This window comes from Marinicellulosiphila megalodicopiae (genome assembly GCF_045862395.1).
Lineage (GTDB): Bacteria > Pseudomonadota > Gammaproteobacteria > Pseudomonadales > Natronospirillaceae > Marinicellulosiphila > Marinicellulosiphila megalodicopiae.
In genome coordinates this window covers 2,160,540-2,178,936 of sequence record NZ_AP023087.1, presented here as the reverse complement: position 1 = coordinate 2,178,936, position 18,397 = coordinate 2,160,540, and the positions used below count along the sequence as shown (strand labels likewise).

Sequence of the window (18,397 nt, the reverse complement as noted above, 5' to 3'; positions counted from 1 at the left end):
AATATGATAAAAGAATTACTGATTGACGGTTTATGGCGAAAAAATCCTGCACTGGTTCAAGTGTTGGGATTATGCCCTCTACTTGCTGTTACAGGCAGTGTGGTTAACGCATTAGGCTTAGGTCTGGCAACATTGGTAGTGATCATCGGTTCCAACATTGCCGTGTCATTAATCAGAAGTTATGTGCCCGACACCATTCGTTTACCTGCGTTTGTAATGATTATTGCCTCCCTTGTGACCTGTGCTGAGTTATTAATGCAAGCCTACTCGTTTGAGTTATATCAAGTGATCAGTTTGTTTGTATCCTTGATCGTAACTAACTGTGCGATATTAGGTCGCGCCGAAGGTTACGCCCGTAAAAATACAGTTTGGTTGTCGGCTTTAGATGGTTTATTTATGGGCCTTGGATTTTTAGCTGTCTTGTTAGTATTAGGCGGCATGCGTGAAATTTTAGGTGCAGGTACATTGTTTGATGGTATGGAATTATTAATTCCCGGAGCCGATCATTTAAAAGTGGTTGTATTTGAAGACTACACAAGTTTCATATTTGCCGTATTACCTCCTGGTGCATTTATTGGTTTGGGTTTAATTATCGCCTTTAAAAACTTAGTCGATCATCAAATTTCAGAACGCGAAAAACGCTTTGCCAAAAAAGTGGTAGCTGGCAGTAAACGAGTTCGAGTGACATCAAGCTAATGAATTTACATGCGCAATATTTTGAGAGTCAAACCAAGTCACTGACACCTAAAAAAAACCTGGTCATATTACATGGCCTATTAGGTTCTGGTGACAACTGGAAAACCATTGCGCAAAAATCAAGCATTGATCGAGACGTGTATTGTTTAGACTTACCTAATCATGGTTTGTCTGATGACTTAGAATTTTTTGATTATTCAAGTTTGGCACAAACGGTTATTGATTTTATTAAAGACAATGATCTTAAAAACTGCACACTACTTGGTCACTCAATGGGTGGAAAAGTAGCCATGCAACTGGCGCACGATGCGCCCGAATTAATTGAAAAATTAATAGTTGTCGACATCGCACCCAAGCATTACGAAAATCGTCATCAGACTATTTTTAATGCCATAGCCAACTTAGATTTAACTCAAATCACCCAGCGTAAACAAGCAGATCAAATATTATCAAATGGCATTATTGAAATGGGTGTCCGTCAATTTATTTTAAAAAGTTTATCTAAAAATAAAACAACAGGATTGTTTGAGTGGTTATTTAACTGGCAGTTTTTAACGAATCAATACGAGAAAATTGCAGACGCGCCTAAGCTTGTAAATAAAATTGATGCCCCTACTCTATTTATTAAAGGTGAATTATCAGACTACTTAAGCGCTGATGACCAACTGTTAATCTTATCAAAGTTCACCGATAGCAAAGCACGATTAATTATGGGGGCAGGACATTGGCCTCATGTTGAAAAACAAGAAGTGTTTATGAAAGAGCTGACGCGGTTTTTGTAATCGTTTAGCTTCACTTTCGAATGTAGGTCGTGAGCTTGCCGCGACACACTAACTTATTTTATTAACGCAAACGAAAATTCACAATTAATTCAGTGAAACTCACTACCAAACATTCAATAACAATTAATCAGCCCAGTCAGTTTTTTAAATCTATATAATTTTTGAGATTAAAACGATTGAATAGCCCCTTAAAAGTTGGTTTTATCGATTATTTCAAAATTAGTCTAACTAAAAGCCGAACTAAAATTCGGCTTCTTTGATTTATAACGAAACGGATTAGGGTTTTTCTATATGATTTTCAGGTCTTACATGTCAAATGTAAAGCCTGTCCCCTAGTGCCTTAGTTAGTTTTTATTAGCCTAACTATCACAAGGGTTTCAGGCTTATCTTGTGTGTCTAAATAAGCTTTTTTTATATTGCAATTGACCTTGATTATTTTTATAAGGAACAATCTCGAAATTGCTTAATTCTGTATTTTGGTAATTTTCTGGGAATTTCCAAGCAGATAGATAGTATAGATACTCAATATTTTTAAAGTTAAAACTATAATCAGTCCCTTCAATTCTAATTAGTGATTCAAATTGATTTGATTCATAAATATAATTATTTTCTCCATTTTTATTTTGTGATAAAAAAAAGTTCGTTTCAAAAATATCACCTCCCCAGCCACTAGAAGTCTTTTGAACAACCCAATACTTAAATTTCATTCCATTACTATCAATATGATCAAGACCAATTATTAAAAAGTATATACCAAATGCCTTTAAATAAAAATTTACGATACCATCATCTTCTTCAATAATAGGTTCAGCCCACAATTGTGTACCAAATTCATCCCTCATTTTTTTCCTTAAATTCGAAAAACCAATTTTTTTATAATAATCTTCACCATTTAAAATTAATTCTTGTGTTGAATTATTTAAGTTCCTCAATGAGTTATCAAATAATTCAGGGCTGATAGCAGTTTTTTGTTCTGTTGCCGTGCAATTTGAACAAAGTAACAAAGTTAAACATAAAATAAATACTTTCATTTTCTAATTCCCCCAAACATAATATGGTTGCATATCCATATTATAATGTTTCAACTTTTTCCATCTCGTATAATCCGATCTCTTTAAACCACTTATTTGACATCGACATATGAGCTAATGTACTTGCACTATTTCGCCACACACTCATTTTTATGAACTCAAATGGTGGCTTATAGCCTCACGCTTCAATCGCCTATGTAACTTTTTCGGCTTTTTCCACAACTTCATCTGCACACTTCTCAACCTTCGCCTTATCCATTTCGTTAAGTTTTTGAGTATCACGCTCACTTTCGCTACCTCCCGCCGACCAATGCTTTTGGCAAGGATCAATTCCATCAAACTTATTTTTTATATTTTTTGAAAATAGAAACTTTGTTGATGGTCGGCTGGGTTTTATCCTCTACACCATTACGGGCTGCCTTACTCACTACTACGGGATCATCTGCCATCTGCCATCTGCCACCTCCCACCGACAATTAAACTTGAGTTTCCTCTTGAATAAATGACACTTATTAAAAATAAGTTTAGGTGTCAGGCTTCCCCAGTTAATGCGCTGAATCCCTGTTAGAAATGCCACCCTCAATCACAAAATTGGTTTGACTAAGAATCGGGCGTTGCGCTATTTTGCACGCTGACCCACCAAAATTACCGAAACAGTTTACGGTTAGTTGTGTACCTCTAACTTCTTATGGCTTCCTTTAGACCCCACCGTTAGCCAGTGACGCCCTTGCCATTCAGATTATCTTCCCCTTAGTCTGGGTATAGAGCTTCTTTCAGCTCATCGGGGTTTCCAGCTTTGCTGGGCAAACAAAAAACCGACATCATCATTATAATGTCGGCTTTTAATAATTAAGAAATTCATTTATTAACCATTAAATCACACGTATTAAATTTGCGTTAAAGTTGGTCTGGCAGCAATAAAAACGGATCAATACGCTGGTCATGCCAATTCATACGCCAGTCTAAATGGGGGCCTGTTGATCTTCCTGTTGATCCTACATCTGCAATTAATTGCCCTTGTTTAATTATATCGCCCTCTTTTACGTGTATTTTGCTTAAATGTAAAAACGTTGAAGACAGTGACTGTCCATGATCAATAATTAACGTGCCGCCAGAATAATACATATCATCGTGTGCTAACGTCACCACCCCTGATGCTGGTGCGTTAACGGGTGTACCTGTTGGCGCGGCAATGTCTAATCCAAAATGCGGTCTTGAGGGCACACCATTAAATACTCGTTGACTGCCATAAACTCCTGAGATTCTTCCTAATAATGGCCAGATAAATCCTTTACGAAACTCATCAGTCTCACGAAAAGTTTGTCTTGCTTTAAAGGTTTGTTCACTGTCTTTTGCAATACGTGTGGTAACTGATTTGTCAGGCTCCACGTATTTTTCTGGGATACCGGTAATGCTTTGAATGTCATATTCTCTTTGAGTGACTTCAAATGAATATTCTTGAATAGTTTGGTCGGGTTGTTTCAAAGTTAAAGTTATGACTTTTTGAGCATCACGCCCTAAACCTAAAATAAAACGCCCTTGTTCATCCACAAACACCTGTTGGTCTAATAAATAAATCGCGTTTTCTGGTGAGGTTTGTCCATGCAATAACCCGCCTTGAATCCATTGGCCTTTAATATCTAAAAATGGTTCATTAGCCAATGCAAACGTGGCGATCATGAATAACGTAAATTTAAATATTGATCTCATTAATATCTGCATTTAAACCCTTTTATTTTGATGTTTATAGTTTGAAAGACTCTAGACATGTTTAAATTGAATGCGTTATAAAAAAACATCTCTACTTTTACAATCTTAAAAGTAAGTTGAGGTTAAAAGTGTAGCATGGTCATATTTATTTTTTAGTAATGGGTGGAAATTGATCACGCTGATGATCAATTGGCGGTAAAGGCTCGCCAGGCTCTACATAACCAATTTTCCAATACTCACCTTCATCTTCAATGGAATACCCTTCTTTTTCCCATTCGTACACTTTTACAGGCGGTTTCGAATCCTGTTTTTCAAACAAGAACGCACAGATGGATCCGCCTAATGCGCCAAAAAAGTGCGCTTCAAAGGATATTTTTGGATCTAAAGGAAAAATACCCAACAAAATACTACCAAACATAAATACAGCAATGAGCATTAAGCAAATTGAGACTCTGTCACGGCGAAATAACCCTGCTATCAACAGAAAATAGAACAAACCAGAAGTGATGGAACTCGCTCCCAAGTGATAATTGGGTCTACCAAATAACCAAACTCCTACTCCTGATACCAACAAAATAATCAACAACGTTTTCCATTTTGTTTTTGGGTAACCATAAGTATGCAAACTACCAAGTACTAACAAAGGGAAAGTATTGGCTGCCAAGTGGCCCCAAGAGCCGTGTAAAAACGGCGCACATAAAATTCCAATTAGCCCTGAAAATTCACGCGGGTAGATAGCCATGAAATGAAAGTCGAAGAAATACATCTGCTCGATTAATTTAATCAACCAGATAAATATAATAAATAATAAAGTGCTTTTGAAGCAATTAAACCAATGTGTTTTTTGAGTCATTAGTTAATTATTGGGGTGAATAATTGAAATTCAAATTTTGAAAGTATTTGGAATTAAAAAATATTCGTATAACAATGATTTGGGCCACTTATTGAACTGGCCCAAAACATTAAAAACATGAATTAATTAGCTTTTATCAGTTTAATTCCATCCACGCCAAACTTTGTGGAACTAGCATTGATGTTTTTTACTTCTATTGTATTTTGGCCTTGTTTAATTATTACAGGCTGAAACGCTTTTAATTGAATAGGCATTACTTCCGATGATTTGAGGTTTACTTTATCTAAAATAACCTCCTCGTTTAAACTAAATTGAAATTCGCCAAAGTCATTTGCTTGCGTTAAATAAAGTGTAATCAAATATTCTTGTTCGACCTCACTAGTAAAATTAAAGTGAATAATGTTATCTTTATTTACTAGATCAACAAATATTTGATCCTGGAACTCCCATTTATTTTTAAATGATTCCATATCTTGAATAACTGAATAAATAGTGTCCGTTTTTAAAATATGCCTAGAATCAAAATCAATATACAAGCTATTATCAAGTTTATTCACATCGAAAAATGAACTTCCCGAATTTTTATTAACTAATTTATAAATCCATCGGTTTTCAGCAATCGCTAACTTTTCAAACTTAATATTTGGATCAAGTTTATTCAAAATTAGATAATAAGGCGACTTCAACGATGCCATAAATAGTGGTTGGTTTTGGCTATACGCTTTAGAAATTGTTTTTGCAATATCACCTGGGCTATTACCCCACCCATCAATACCCCATGAATTTATTAAAACTACTTGAACATCCTGACGCTGTTTTAACAGATCTTGGAAGTATTGAACAATAGGGTAATAGGTTCTTGAATCATCATCAATATAAATTGCATTTTTTGGTAGCACAGCAAATAAACGTTCAGCAAAAAGATCAATTTCACGATAATTTGATTTATTAGGATTAATTGTAAATTCCGAGTGTTCGTAAAGATTAATTGAATAATTGTTATTCCAATTTTTATACCAAATTGAATTAGGATCTTTTCCCCACTGAGTCATCAATGAATAAAATAGAATTGACCAAACCATACATGCTGTAAGGCCTATTGAAACTACTATTTTTAAAGAGTTTTTCCCATTTTTATCGAAATAATCGAATAATGCATCTATTGCGAATGCTCCAAAAAAAGTCAAAACCATAAAGGATTGCAACAAAAATGCAAAACGGTCCCAAGTATTGTAATAAGTAAAACAAAGCGTATTTGCGACTAGAAATGTTAGTACGCCCCAAAATGAAGGTGAGGACCACCCCATTTTTTTACCAGCAAAATAAATTCCGATAAATGGTATGGGTAAGAAGATATGTGGATATTCAAGCAAATATACAAATCCAGTATCACGTAAGCCAGTCATAAAACTCACTGAGAAAAATGTATTTTCAAATACCCCAACAAGCGCCATTTTAAGGGTCAGGTGAAAATCACCAGAAATACTATAATCGTATAAAAGTGTAATTACCCACGGTAACAAACCGATGATAGTAGCAATTGAGCATCGTATGAAAAATTTTAAAGGATCAGATTCTTTTCGTATTTGTATTAAAAATGCAACGCCAATCCCCATTCCTAAAAAACCAAATTGAACATGATTGTACAAGCCGATGCCAAATAAGAAGAATAGCAATTGAAACCAACGACTATTTTGAGTTTGCCATAATTTAACAAATGCAATTAATGCTAAACCCGTTATCATACTACTGACTGCATAGTTTTCAACTACAGTGCTATGCCACCACATTGATTTATTGAACATAAAAATACCTGCAACTAAAAATGCTATAAGGCGATTTTTAAATGCTAAATACAAGGCGATATATAATAAAAATACTGAGGTTGCACCGGCAACAACCGACATTAAATTTGCTTTAAAAGCTATATTTTCAATTGGTAACCACATAAATGGCTGGCCAAAAAACACCGATAAAGCATGAGTATTAACTTGAGAATTAATGCGAATATTATAAATATTATCAATTATTATCGCCGTGTCACCGAACCCTATTCCTGTTGAACAGGTTATAAAATAAACTGTCAAGGGGATAATAAATGCCATTAAATGAAGAAAGTTGTTTTTATTGAGATATTTCATTGCAATAACCTGAATATAATTTGAGCTGCAACATATAGAAGTTTGGCATTTAAATCAAATACCAACTAATAAAATTGTTCGAAAAGAGTTTTTAATTTTGTATGTATTTCAATCATCATTTAAGTTGTACTTTAAACATAACTTCTACAATAGCGAATATGCTTTTCGTTTGCCCCTTTCAATAACTAAAAAACTTATCTCCACATCAAAGTAAGTATTTCAAACGAGATTTTAGGAAACTCTGTTTAAATAATGCTAAAATATGAGTGTCCATTAATTTTAAATATAACCTATATATCACATGAAACAACTCAGCTTTACAGACGCAGAATCCCATTTAAAACGAAAACAAACTCGAAAAGAAAAATTCCTTAATCAAATGGAAGAACTTGTTCCTTGGGGCGTTTTTCTGCCTATCATCGATTCATTTTATCCCAAAATGCACAACAAAGGTCGTCAGCTTTATCCGCTTGAAATGATGCTTTGTGTTCACTTAATCCATAATAGGTGATCGCAAAACAACCAAATACATTAATAAAAAACATAGAAGGAAAAAAGCGAAAAGACACAATCTACAATGACTAAAAAGCAGCGCAAACAATAAAAGGCATAATTAAGAGTAAAGTTGGAGTGTATTTTTAGAATTGTAAAACGCTAAATTGGGTTTCGATAAGTGACATTTAAAGGGCTATCAAAAAATGCGGCGCAATTGAGGATGTTATTATCATTAGTAAATATTCACATAATGAGGTATTTATAATTGAGTTAGGCGAATTGCGTACTGGTCTTAGAAAAACCAGCTAAATTCTAGAAATTATCAATAGGCTCCTAAATTTTAAGATTCCTTAAGAATATTTTGGATCCGACCCCATGATAAATTTTTGTTAAATCAGGGGTCAGATCCATTTTTTTAAAATTCCCCAGAATATCATTCGTTTTGAATATTTTGGATCTGACCACAGGCTTATTTTGGATCTGACCCCAGGCTTAAATTTCGTAATTCCTAATTCCTTCTAATTTTGAATATAACAACGCCCCAAACTTTGGTATAATCGCGCTCTTTTTTTATTTGCACCTTTAATTACACTTTATTTAATAGGCCAATTATGTCAAACCCCCGCATCGAAGCTTTTTATCGCGCTTTAGAACAACGTATTCTGATTTTAGATGGCGCGATGGGATCATTAATTCAGGAATTTAAATTAGACGAAGCGGATTACCGCGGTGAGCGTTTCTCTGATTATCATATGGACATCAAGGGCAATAATGACTTATTAAGCATTACTCAGCCTGACATCATCAAAAGTATTCACAAACAATACTTAGATGCGGGCGCAGATATCATTGAAACTAACTCGTTTAACGCAACGACTATTTCCCAAGCCGATTACCAAATGCAAGAAATTGCCTATGAGATTAACGTGCAGGCAGCAAAAATTGCGCGCGAAGCCTGTGACGCTAAAACATTAGAAACCCCTGACAAACCTCGTTTTGTTGCAGGTGTGTTAGGTCCAACAAGTCGTACATTAAGCATTTCTCCCGATGTAAACGACCCTGCTTTTCGAAATGTAACCTTTGATGCATTAGCTGAAGATTATGTCGCATCTACTAAAGGCTTGATAGAAGGCGGCGCGGACATCATTTTGATCGAAACGATCTTTGATACTTTAAACGCAAAAGCGGCCATCTTTGCTGTTAAAACCGTGTTTGAAGAGTTAGGTTTTGAATTACCGATTATGATTTCAGGCACCATTACTGATGCCTCTGGCCGTACGCTGTCAGGCCAAACCACTGAAGCCTTTTACAACTCAATGAAACACGCAAATCCTGTTTCAATCGGTTTAAACTGCGCATTAGGTGCTGAAGAATTACGCCCATACGTTGAAGCATTATCAAACAGCGCAGTGGGTCAGTGTCGTGTCTCGGCTCATCCAAATGCGGGTTTGCCTAATGAATTTGGTGAATACGATCAAGACGCACAAGAAATGGTTGGCATCGTTAAAGGCTTTGCTGAAGCGGGTTTTGTAAACATCATTGGTGGTTGTTGTGGAACGACGCCTTCGCATATTAAAGCGATCGCTGAAGAAATGACCAACCACGCCCCTCGCCCATTAAAAGAAGACACACACAGAATGAGCTTAAGTGGCCTTGAGCCATTTTATGTAGATCACAATAGCTTGTTTGTCAACGTGGGTGAACGTAACAACGTAACCGGTTCTGCCCGTTTCAAACGCCTAATTGTTGAAGAAGAATACACAACTGCCCTAGAAGTAGCTTTAGAGCAAGTGGAAGGTGGCGCTCAGGTGATTGATATCAACATGGATGAAGGCATGTTGGAATCAAAAGACGCGATGGTGCATTACTTAAACCTACTTGCTGGCGAGCCAGACATTAGCCGTGTGCCAATCATGATCGATTCCTCTAAATGGGACATCATTGAAGCGGGTCTTAAATGTGTACAGGGTAAATGTATTGTTAACTCAATTTCATTAAAAGAAGGCGATGAGAATTTCATCAAACAAGCCAAGCTCTGTATGAAATATGGCGCTGCAGTAGTTGTAATGGCCTTTGACGAAGTAGGTCAAGCCGACACCGTTACGCGTAAAAACGAAATTTGTAAGCGCTCTTACGACACATTAATGGAAATTGGCTTTCCACCTGAAGATATTATTTTTGACCCGAACATCTTTGCGGTGGCAACAGGTATTGAAGAGCACAATAACTACGCAGTGGACTTTATTGAATCATGCGAATACATCACTAAAAACTTACCGTTTGCTAAAATTTCCGGTGGTGTATCCAACGTATCGTTCTCATTTCGTGGTAACAACCCAGTGCGTGAGGCGATTCACTCAGTATTTTTATATCACGCCATTAAAGCCGGTCTTTCAATGGGCATCGTTAACGCGTCTCAATTGGTGGTTTATGATGATATTCCAGCGGAATTAAAAGAGCGCGTAGAAGATGTAATTTTAAATCGTCGTCCAGACGGTACCGATCGATTATTAGAAATTGCCGACAAATACCGTGGTGATGGCGTAGCAGCTGAAAAAGAAACCCAAGAATGGCGCAGCTTTCCTGTTAACAAACGTATCGAACATGCGTTAGTGAAAGGCATTACCGCCCACATTATTGAAGATACAGAAGAAGCGCGATTAGAAGCTGATAAACCCGTACACGTGATTGAAGGTCCATTAATGGACGGCATGAATGTAGTCGGTGATTTATTTGGCGCGGGTAAAATGTTCTTACCACAGGTGGTTAAATCAGCGCGTGTTATGAAGCAAGCCGTTGCGCATCTGGTGCCGTTTATTGAAGCATTAAAAGAAGAAGGTGCCAAAGCAAAAGGCAAGATCTTAATGGCTACAGTAAAAGGCGACGTACATGATATTGGTAAAAATATTGTGGGTGTTGTATTGCAGTGTAACAACTACGAAGTAATCGATTTAGGTGTGATGGTATCGGCGGATAAAATCCTTAAAACCGCTCGAGAAGAAAACGTCGACGTGATTGGGTTAAGTGGTTTGATCACCCCATCGTTAGATGAAATGGTGCATGTAGCTCGTGAAATGCAGCGTAATGATTTCCATATTCCACTATTAATTGGTGGCGCAACGACATCAAAAGCCCATACTGCGGTTAAAATTGAGCAAGGCTACCAAAATGACCAAGTCATTTACGTGCCTGACGCATCACGTTCGGTATCGGTAGTATCTAACCTGTTAAGTGACGACATCAAACCAGATTACGTAAAAGGCATTCAAGAAGAATACGTGCAAGTACGTGAACGTAACAAAAACCGTAAAGCTAAAGCAACTATGACCTATTTGCAAGCGCAACAAAATGCCATGCAACTAAACTGGAAAAACTACACACCGCCTAAGCCTAAATTTACAGGCACAAAAGTATTTAAAGACTTCCCGTTAGAAGAATTAGTGCCGTATATTGATTGGACACCATTTTTTATCTCATGGGGGTTAGCAGGTAAATACCCTAAAATCTTAACCGATAAAGTAGTAGGCGAAGTCGCCACAGAATTGTTTGCAGACGCGCAAGTGATGCTTAAAAACATATTGGCCGAAAAATGGTTAACCGCAAATGCAGTTATCGGTTTTTGGCCATGTCAGCGTAACGGCACAGACGATTTAGACGTACGCGATGAAGACGGTAATTTATTAACTCAACTTCAAAACTTACGTCAGCAAGGCAGCAAACCAGAAGGCAAATCAAACTACTGTTTGTCTGATTTCATCTCCCCTAATGCAGGCGACTACATTGGTGGATTCATCACTTCTACCGGTTTTGGCGCAGAAGAAATTGCGAAAAAATACGAATCAGAAGGCGATGATCCAAATGCGATTATGATCAAAGCATTAGCCGATCGATTTGCAGAAGCCTTTGCAGAAAAAATGCACGAGCTAGTACGCAAAGAACATTGGGGATTTGTTAAAGACGAAGCGCTAGACAATACCGCGTTAATCAAAGAACAATACCAAGGCATTCGCCCGGCTCCAGGCTACCCTGCCTGCCCTGACCATACCGAGAAAGCAAAATTATTTGCATTGTTAGATGGCGAGAAAAACACAGGCGTAAAGTTAACAGAAAGCTTTGCGATGATGCCAGCAGCTAGTGTAAGTGGCTGGTACTTCTCTCACCCTGAATCTAAATATTTTGGTGTGGGTAAGATTAATAAAGACCAAGTGGAAGACTTAGCTAAGCGTCGTCCAGAGATGGATATAGAAACTATTGAAAGATGGTTGCGTCCTGTTTTGGATTATTAGTTGGTTGTAACTTGTTGTAATATCTATAATAAAAGGCCGTCAATTGACGGCTTTTTGTTTAGGCTTGTTTGTTTATGGTGTGTCTTGATATGTTTCTGCACCAGCTTTAGTTTAAAAACATTATTAATGACTGTCTATGTCAAATGTAAATAGAGTAGAAGACAGCCACATCTAAAAAAACATGACAGCCTCCCCTCATCAAACCGTACGTGCGGTTCTCCCGCATACGGCTTTCCGATATCCTTCTTCTCAAGCATGCACAACTTTCCAACGCGGTTTTACTGGTGGCTGATATAACCCTAAATAACCGTACAAATACTGCCTTGGAAATTTATAATAACTCGCCCCTCTATTTCTCACCTTGTGTCTGTACCTTAGTTGGTGTCGCAGACTTTCTTCCATATAGTATCGGATCTTCTTTATTTTTCGATGACCGTAACCATAATAAAAATAATTGCACCAGCCTCTGACTGTTGCATTTAATTGTCTAACCACTTCATTTATCGGTACTGGATTCATCGCTCTTCGAGTGTAAAATTTAATCTTCTCACTTACTTTTTTCATCGATTTCTGTGACGGCTCAACCATCGGGAATACTTTTCCTGATTGTTTGCTTTTTGCCATTGAAATTTCAAAACCTAGAAAATTAAACTTCTCTTTTAGCGAATCTACCACTTCAGTTTTGTCTCCATTAAGTTGTAAATCTAATTTACCCAAAACTTGTGTTAACACTTTATATGATGCATCTGTTTCATTTTTACAAAGAATCACTAAATCGTCAGCGTATCGAACTATTTTCGCTTTTAATTTAAATGCTAAATTGTGTTTGTCCCATATTCTATCCAATACATCCAGATAGATATTGGCCAATAATGGCGAGATAACACCACCTTGAGGTGTGCCTAATTTACTTTTCTTACCACCTGCAATAACCGTTTGTTTTCCGCTCTTTTCTACTTTGATCACCACCGACTTTAACCATTGATTTAATAACGCTAATACTTTCTTATCAGAAACTCTCAGCGATACTAACTTCATGAGCTTAACGTGCGCGATGGTATCAAAGTATTTCGACAGGTCAGCATCAATCACTTGTGTATGTCCCGATCTTAACGATTGAGTAATACTGTTCATGGCTTGATGAGCCGATCGATTAGGACGAAATCCGTAACTGTTATTACTGAAGCCCGATTCAAAAATTGGTTCAATGACAATTTTAACAGCCATTTGGATGATTCGATCTTCAATATTCGGGATACCCAACGGACGAGTTTCGCCATTACCTTTCGGTATGTCGACACGTTTAATTGGACTGGATTGATAGGAATTAAATTTAAGCTTAGATTGTAAAATATTTAAGTAACGCCACTTTGATATTTCTCGTTCTATTGTTTCAAATGTCACCCGATCTAAACCAGGTTTGCCATTGTTTTTCTTAACAAGTTCGTAAGCATATTGCAGGACATCCAAACGATAAACCTTGTCATAGATTGAATAAAAGCAAAATGTGGATTGTTGTTTGGCTTTTTGAAATAGTTTCCTCTGAAGGTCACCGACTCGTTTTTTCAAACTGGAAGATGTTAATAGCATAATGCAATCATCTGAGCCTTTTCCTCTTTGGTTACATGAATAAAGTAGAGCCACTTCCCTTGGGTGTCGTTATGTTGTCGCTCACCCTCAAACGGTACTATTAGCCCCTCTGACTTCCAATAAAGCCCGTCATCATTTCGCTCTTCGCTTATAAATGACCGTTGATTCTGCAAAAAATCACCTTATTGGATCTCCCGTCCTGCACAATGTATCTTCCACCACATACCACTCTTATAACCCCGAAGGACTCTTTCGTTCATGCTCATTAAATATGTTTGTGACTGTCTAAAAAAGACAGATCAGAAATCATATTTTTGATTGAAAGATGACAGCTTTCCCCTTCAAAACAGAGAGTCAGCGTCCTTATTTAGTTAACGAGGCTAAACAGATTCACTTGCGTTGCGGTCTGCGGTTTTGCCTTTGAAAAACTTACAGCATCCAATTACTTGAACACTGCTTTTCAGTGCTACCTAGGTGAATGAGTAATTCCTAGGACAGGACTTTAACCTGCTAGATATATTGCCGGTAACGGCGTACGGCCTGACCCCATTTTTTTTTATGGCGAGAAAAACACAGGCGTAGAGTTAACAGAAAGCTTTGCGATGATGCCAGCAGCCAGTGTAAGTGGCTGGTACTACTCTCATCCTGAATCTAAGTATTTTGGTGTGGGTAAGATTAATAAAGACCAAGTGGAAGATTTAGCTAAGCGTCGTCCAGAGATGGATTTAGAAACTATTGAGAGATGGTTGCGTCCGGTTTTGGATTATTAGTTGGTTGTAACTTGTTGTAATATCTATGCAAAAGCCGTCAATTGACGGCTTTTTTACATTAAAACTTTAAACACCTAAATGATCACCAATAATATGAATAAAATTTTAATAGCCTTATTAACATGTTTAACATTCCAATCATGTAACACTACTGATAATCCACCAGAATCTGAAAATCCTGCGATTATCGAAGAGCAACCAATTAGTACAATTCTAGATACGCCTATCTACCCTTCCGATTTAAGTGTTAAATTCACTGACGATAATTATGATTATCTACTTCAAGAGCTATTTTCTCTTTGGGAACAGCAATATGTTCCAACGCAAATAAATCAAAATGACGGCACACAAAAGCAAAGTTATGACGGAATATATGATATAACAGAATCTGTGTACCGATGTTTTAATGATGCTAGCTATAACTATATTAGCTATTCAAATGATTTAGAATATAACTTAGAAATAACTACCAAAAACTGCGAACTAGATGGACGAACTATTTCAAGAGAATTGTATCGAACAAATCAACACAGCAGAGATCACATAATTGGTTATGATGGAAAGCATGGGAAATATGAAGTATTTGCTCAAGGAGATCATGAATCCTTAATTTCTGAAGTTTTTATTATTTCACAAAAACTAGGCAGTATTTTTAGACGTTCAGAAGACACTATCAAATATTTTGGCGCTGATAATACTTATTTTGAGACTGTATTTTCAGAAGACCATCAATTTAATAGCGAAAACTGTCCCCTTGATTATTCTTTAATAACCTACTTAAATGGCAATAAAATTGAAGATTTTATTACAGGTGACCCCGAAAAAATCTGCTTAAATACGTACACATTTATAGATTCAAGAAAATGGACTGATACTCATAATAAATTGATCTATAAGATTGATATAACTGAAGACAATACAGAGCTAAACTTCACAATTGTTTCTGAAGACTTTAAAACAAAATTCACACCCGTATTATTAGATTCTGACAACCTCAAAATTGAACATGCATTTATATACAATAATAATTATTTCAGCGGTAATAATTGGAATGGAACTGAACAAGAATTTTACCCCGGCCAACTATTAAACAAAGGGATTTATTATATGCATATCCAGCATGCATATTCACCAGAAAATACACCAAATATTCAAGTAAGATTTCAACTTGATAATGGTTCAGTGGAGTTCATTGAAGAAATAAACGTAAATACATTATCCGAAGTTGAATCTATTAAAAGTGGAACTTTCTACACATTTTCAGTTTTGAATGAGGGTGAAATATATTTTGATTTTGACACCAGCTCAAATTATAAAATGAATATATATGATAAAAAAGGTTTTCAAGTTTATTACGATTTTTATGAAAGAAATAAACAATCTGGATTGAAAACCATTTCATTAGAAAATGGCCAATATTTTATAGAATTAATATTCGATTCAACCAGCAGTGACATAAAAAATCAATTACGGTTAAAAAGTTTTGATGCAGAATTAAGTGAAATAACTCAAATTTCTAATGATGAACAACACCCAGAGTTCATTACTTTAACGACATCTACAGGTTATAGATTTGATCCAGTGGTTGATTCAACTAATTACACATTGGAAATAGATGAATCCAATATTGAAGAAATTGTAAATCTTCACTTCCAATTTCAATTCAAACTCTCAGATATTATTGGACAACAAAAGTTGGATATTATTGATTCGCAGCAAGAAGATGAAACCATGATCGATCGATACTCTTGCGTCAATAATGGCTTAATCACATACGAAACTTTGAAAATAAATAACAGCAAGATTAGCGAAATAATCCAAAGTGAAAACTGTGGAATTAATTCAACTCCATTATATTCAGAATTTAAAACAACAGATTATGGCTGGTACAGAATTTATGATTATTATGATTCAAATGATCAACACCTACGAATTGAGAGTGCTATTTCCAAAAATTATAATGAAGTAACCTATATACAATCAGAAGCTATAGGGAATTTTTTAGTAAGAAGCAACCCATACGACAAAGTCAATTATTTTGGCGCTAACGGCACAACTCTATTTACAAAAAACAGATCTAATCATATTGTTTCCAGTGATGAGTGTCATTATATTGAAGTTAAAGATTATACTTTAAATGGTGGTGAGCAATATGAGCATATTATTGATGAACGAATTGGTTGTGATTGAATGGTAGTAATATTTATCGAACTGTCGTCCAGAAATGGGTTTAGTGGCTATTGAGAGGTGGTTACGTCCTGTTTTGGATTATTAGTAGCCTGTGAAATTAGTGAGACATCCATAGGGAAATTAGTGAGACATCCATAGTAAAACCTAGGTCAGTTATAAGCAAATTGGCCTTTTTTCTGCCCAGTAAGTTAACATGGCTGTCTTAATAATCTCCTCTCTGATGGAAACTTACTCTGACACACAGAATAGAGCCTACTCTGACACACACTATAAGCCTAAAGCCCTAATACCCATATTAACCGCTCGGGGTGTTATGTAGTGTATCTGCGTTGTCTGTTGTCTGTGGTAATATTGCTTTTAATACATTCAAACTTTGCTGTAATGAATTAAAAAACTAACGATACAATATGTAATATTTGCATTATCTAATTGATACATAGATAATTAATATAATGTTTAAGAGATTAATATGTCTATTACTGATTTAACTGCTTTGGTTCAAGATGCTGGCAAAAAGAGAGATCATTCTCAGCGCATAGAACTATTAAAAAAAGCCCATGTACTGAACGCACAGGGTGAGATCGACTCACGTTTTTTCTCAAGTGAAGAAAAAGACACTAAATCAAGCAAATAATGTACTCATCTAAACCCTCTATCGTCTATGGATTTCATGGCATAGACAAATCCTCTGCATTCAAAATTCTTACTCAAGAAGATAACTTTAAACACAGTAACAATAAATACGACTGGTTAGGTTATGGCATTTATTTTTGGGAAAACAATTTAGAACGAGCCAAACAATATTCAATTCAAGACAGTAAACGTGCATAAACCTATTCAGACACACAACAAACCTAAAGCCATTACACTAAAACGATAAGTAATGACTGAATTCTATGTCAACGCATTCCTCTCACCCAATCAACAATCATCACCCAAACATCCTCACTAAATATCTACTTAGAATCAAAATAATCCTTAAACATCGCGTTATAATCTCTCATATCAATCGTTTCATTTATCTGAAATAAATGATTGGCATTTTTGATGGTTTTTATTTTGTAATTTGGGTTTTCGGCTTGTTTTAATGCTTGTTCAATTACAGGTAGATTCTCATGGGCTTTAACTTGAATGTCTTTATCACCATTAATAGCCAGAACCGCAGTGGTTATTTGTTTCCAATAATCTTGAGGGTTACTTTCACAAAATTGTTTATTCCAATTTGAAGCAGCTATAGATAATAAACCGCGCTTTCGTGTATTTTTAAAATAATTCAACCAGCCATAGGTTTTAATTAAATGTTGTTTTAGACGTTTAATTCGTTTCTTGTAATCACTTTCATTCACAACAATCTCAACGGCTTTTATTGCGTATTGTTTGTCTATTTCAGAAGTATTAAAATCGTTTGCTTGATTAATGGCTATTGTTTTACCCGACACACCTGGGCCAGCTAATGAGATGATAAACGCAATATTTGGATTTTGAGTGCCAACAATTGATGCAATAAACCCACCTTCGCTGTGCCCGATTAAACCAATTTTGTTGTTGCCTATTTCACTTTGATCCTCTAAAAACTCAGAAGTACTTTGAACATCACTGGCAAAATCTTGCGAGGTAAATTGCCATGCTTTTTTTGCGTTCATTTTTAAATGACGATCATCATAACGAAGCACAGCAATTCCAGCTTTAGTTAAATAATCAGCAATGACTTTAAAAGGTTTGTGCGCTCCAATTGTTTGATCACGATCATTGTAACCCTGTACCTGTAATTAAAATTACCGCAGCGCAACTATTTGCTTGTGTAGGAATCTTTGAGGTTAGTTTTACTGGAATGAATCCCAGCCCTACAGGTT

The 18,397-nt window shown here is 36.0% G+C and carries 13 protein-coding genes and 1 pseudogene; 8 read left to right on the top strand and 6 right to left on the bottom strand.

Features of this window, described 5'->3' with window-relative positions; translation table 11 throughout:
- The first annotated feature begins 3 nt into the window (after positions 1-3).
- Positions 4-696, top strand: coding sequence for an electron transport complex subunit E (locus TYM08_RS09210; protein ID WP_422382680.1), 693 nt, complete (start codon positions 4-6; stop codon positions 694-696).
- Positions 696-1,478, top strand: a complete 783-nt coding sequence (locus tag TYM08_RS09205) for an alpha/beta fold hydrolase (protein WP_422382679.1) — start codon at positions 696-698, stop codon at positions 1,476-1,478. The genes TYM08_RS09210 and TYM08_RS09205 overlap by 1 nt, the downstream gene beginning before the upstream one ends.
- A gap of 383 nt (positions 1,479-1,861) precedes the next feature.
- Here the strand turns inward: TYM08_RS09205 and TYM08_RS09200 are convergent, their stop codons facing one another.
- The 4 genes from TYM08_RS09200 to TYM08_RS09185 all read right to left on the bottom strand — a co-directional run bounded on the left by TYM08_RS09200 (position 1,862) and on the right by TYM08_RS09185 (position 7,213).
- Positions 1,862-2,509 carry a hypothetical protein gene (locus TYM08_RS09200; RefSeq protein ID WP_422382678.1) on the bottom strand — a complete coding sequence of 216 codons (648 nt, stop codon included), beginning with the start codon at positions 2,507-2,509 and terminating at the stop codon, positions 1,862-1,864.
- Between the two features lie 897 nt (positions 2,510-3,406).
- Positions 3,407-4,219: a M23 family metallopeptidase gene (locus TYM08_RS09195; RefSeq protein ID WP_422382677.1), complete on the bottom strand. Its 813-nt coding sequence runs from the start codon at positions 4,217-4,219 to the stop codon at positions 3,407-3,409.
- 145 nt (positions 4,220-4,364) lie between these two features.
- Positions 4,365-4,961 carry a rhomboid family intramembrane serine protease gene (locus TYM08_RS09190; RefSeq protein WP_422382676.1) on the bottom strand — a complete coding sequence of 199 codons (597 nt, stop codon included), beginning with the start codon at positions 4,959-4,961 and terminating at the stop codon, positions 4,365-4,367.
- A gap of 233 nt (positions 4,962-5,194) precedes the next feature.
- Positions 5,195-7,213: a protein O-mannosyl-transferase family gene (locus TYM08_RS09185; RefSeq protein ID WP_422382675.1), complete on the bottom strand. Its 2,019-nt coding sequence runs from the start codon at positions 7,211-7,213 to the stop codon at positions 5,195-5,197.
- 301 nt (positions 7,214-7,514) lie between these two features.
- Here TYM08_RS09185 and TYM08_RS09180 point away from each other — a divergent pair, with 301 nt between their 5' ends.
- Positions 7,515-7,724 (top strand): hypothetical protein, encoded by a 210-nt coding sequence (locus TYM08_RS09180; RefSeq protein WP_422382674.1) that lies wholly within the window; start codon positions 7,515-7,517, stop codon positions 7,722-7,724.
- A gap of 595 nt (positions 7,725-8,319) precedes the next feature.
- Complete coding sequence (gene metH / locus TYM08_RS09175; RefSeq protein ID WP_422382673.1) at positions 8,320-11,994, top strand: methionine synthase; 3,675 nt, start codon at positions 8,320-8,322, stop codon at positions 11,992-11,994.
- 249 nt (positions 11,995-12,243) lie between these two features.
- Here metH and ltrA read toward each other — a convergent pair whose 3' ends face one another.
- The gene (gene ltrA / locus TYM08_RS09170) at positions 12,244-13,584 is read right to left on the bottom strand and encodes a group II intron reverse transcriptase/maturase (protein ID WP_422382672.1); all 1,341 of its coding nucleotides are present in this window, start codon (positions 13,582-13,584) and stop codon (positions 12,244-12,246) included.
- Between the two features lie 566 nt (positions 13,585-14,150).
- On the opposite strand from ltrA, the pseudogene TYM08_RS09165 reads away from it, so the two are divergent.
- The 4 genes and pseudogenes from TYM08_RS09165 to TYM08_RS09150 all read left to right on the top strand — a co-directional run.
- Positions 14,151-14,354, top strand: a pseudogene (locus tag TYM08_RS09165) (vitamin B12 dependent-methionine synthase activation domain-containing protein); the annotation flags it as partial.
- Between the two features lie 93 nt (positions 14,355-14,447).
- Positions 14,448-16,544, top strand: a complete 2,097-nt coding sequence (locus TYM08_RS09160; RefSeq protein ID WP_422382671.1) for a hypothetical protein — start codon at positions 14,448-14,450, stop codon at positions 16,542-16,544.
- A 469-nt stretch (positions 16,545-17,013) separates the two neighbouring features.
- Positions 17,014-17,178, top strand: coding sequence for a hypothetical protein (locus tag TYM08_RS09155; RefSeq protein ID WP_422382670.1), 165 nt, complete (start codon positions 17,014-17,016; stop codon positions 17,176-17,178).
- Positions 17,178-17,375, top strand: coding sequence for a hypothetical protein (locus tag TYM08_RS09150; RefSeq protein ID WP_422382669.1), 198 nt, complete (start codon positions 17,178-17,180; stop codon positions 17,373-17,375). Before TYM08_RS09155 ends, TYM08_RS09150 begins: the two co-directional genes overlap by 1 nt.
- 125 nt (positions 17,376-17,500) lie before the next feature.
- Here TYM08_RS09150 and TYM08_RS09145 read toward each other — a convergent pair whose 3' ends face one another.
- Complete coding sequence (locus TYM08_RS09145; protein WP_422382822.1) at positions 17,501-18,250, bottom strand: alpha/beta hydrolase family protein; 750 nt, start codon at positions 18,248-18,250, stop codon at positions 17,501-17,503.
- Positions 18,251-18,397: the final 147 nt, after the last annotated feature.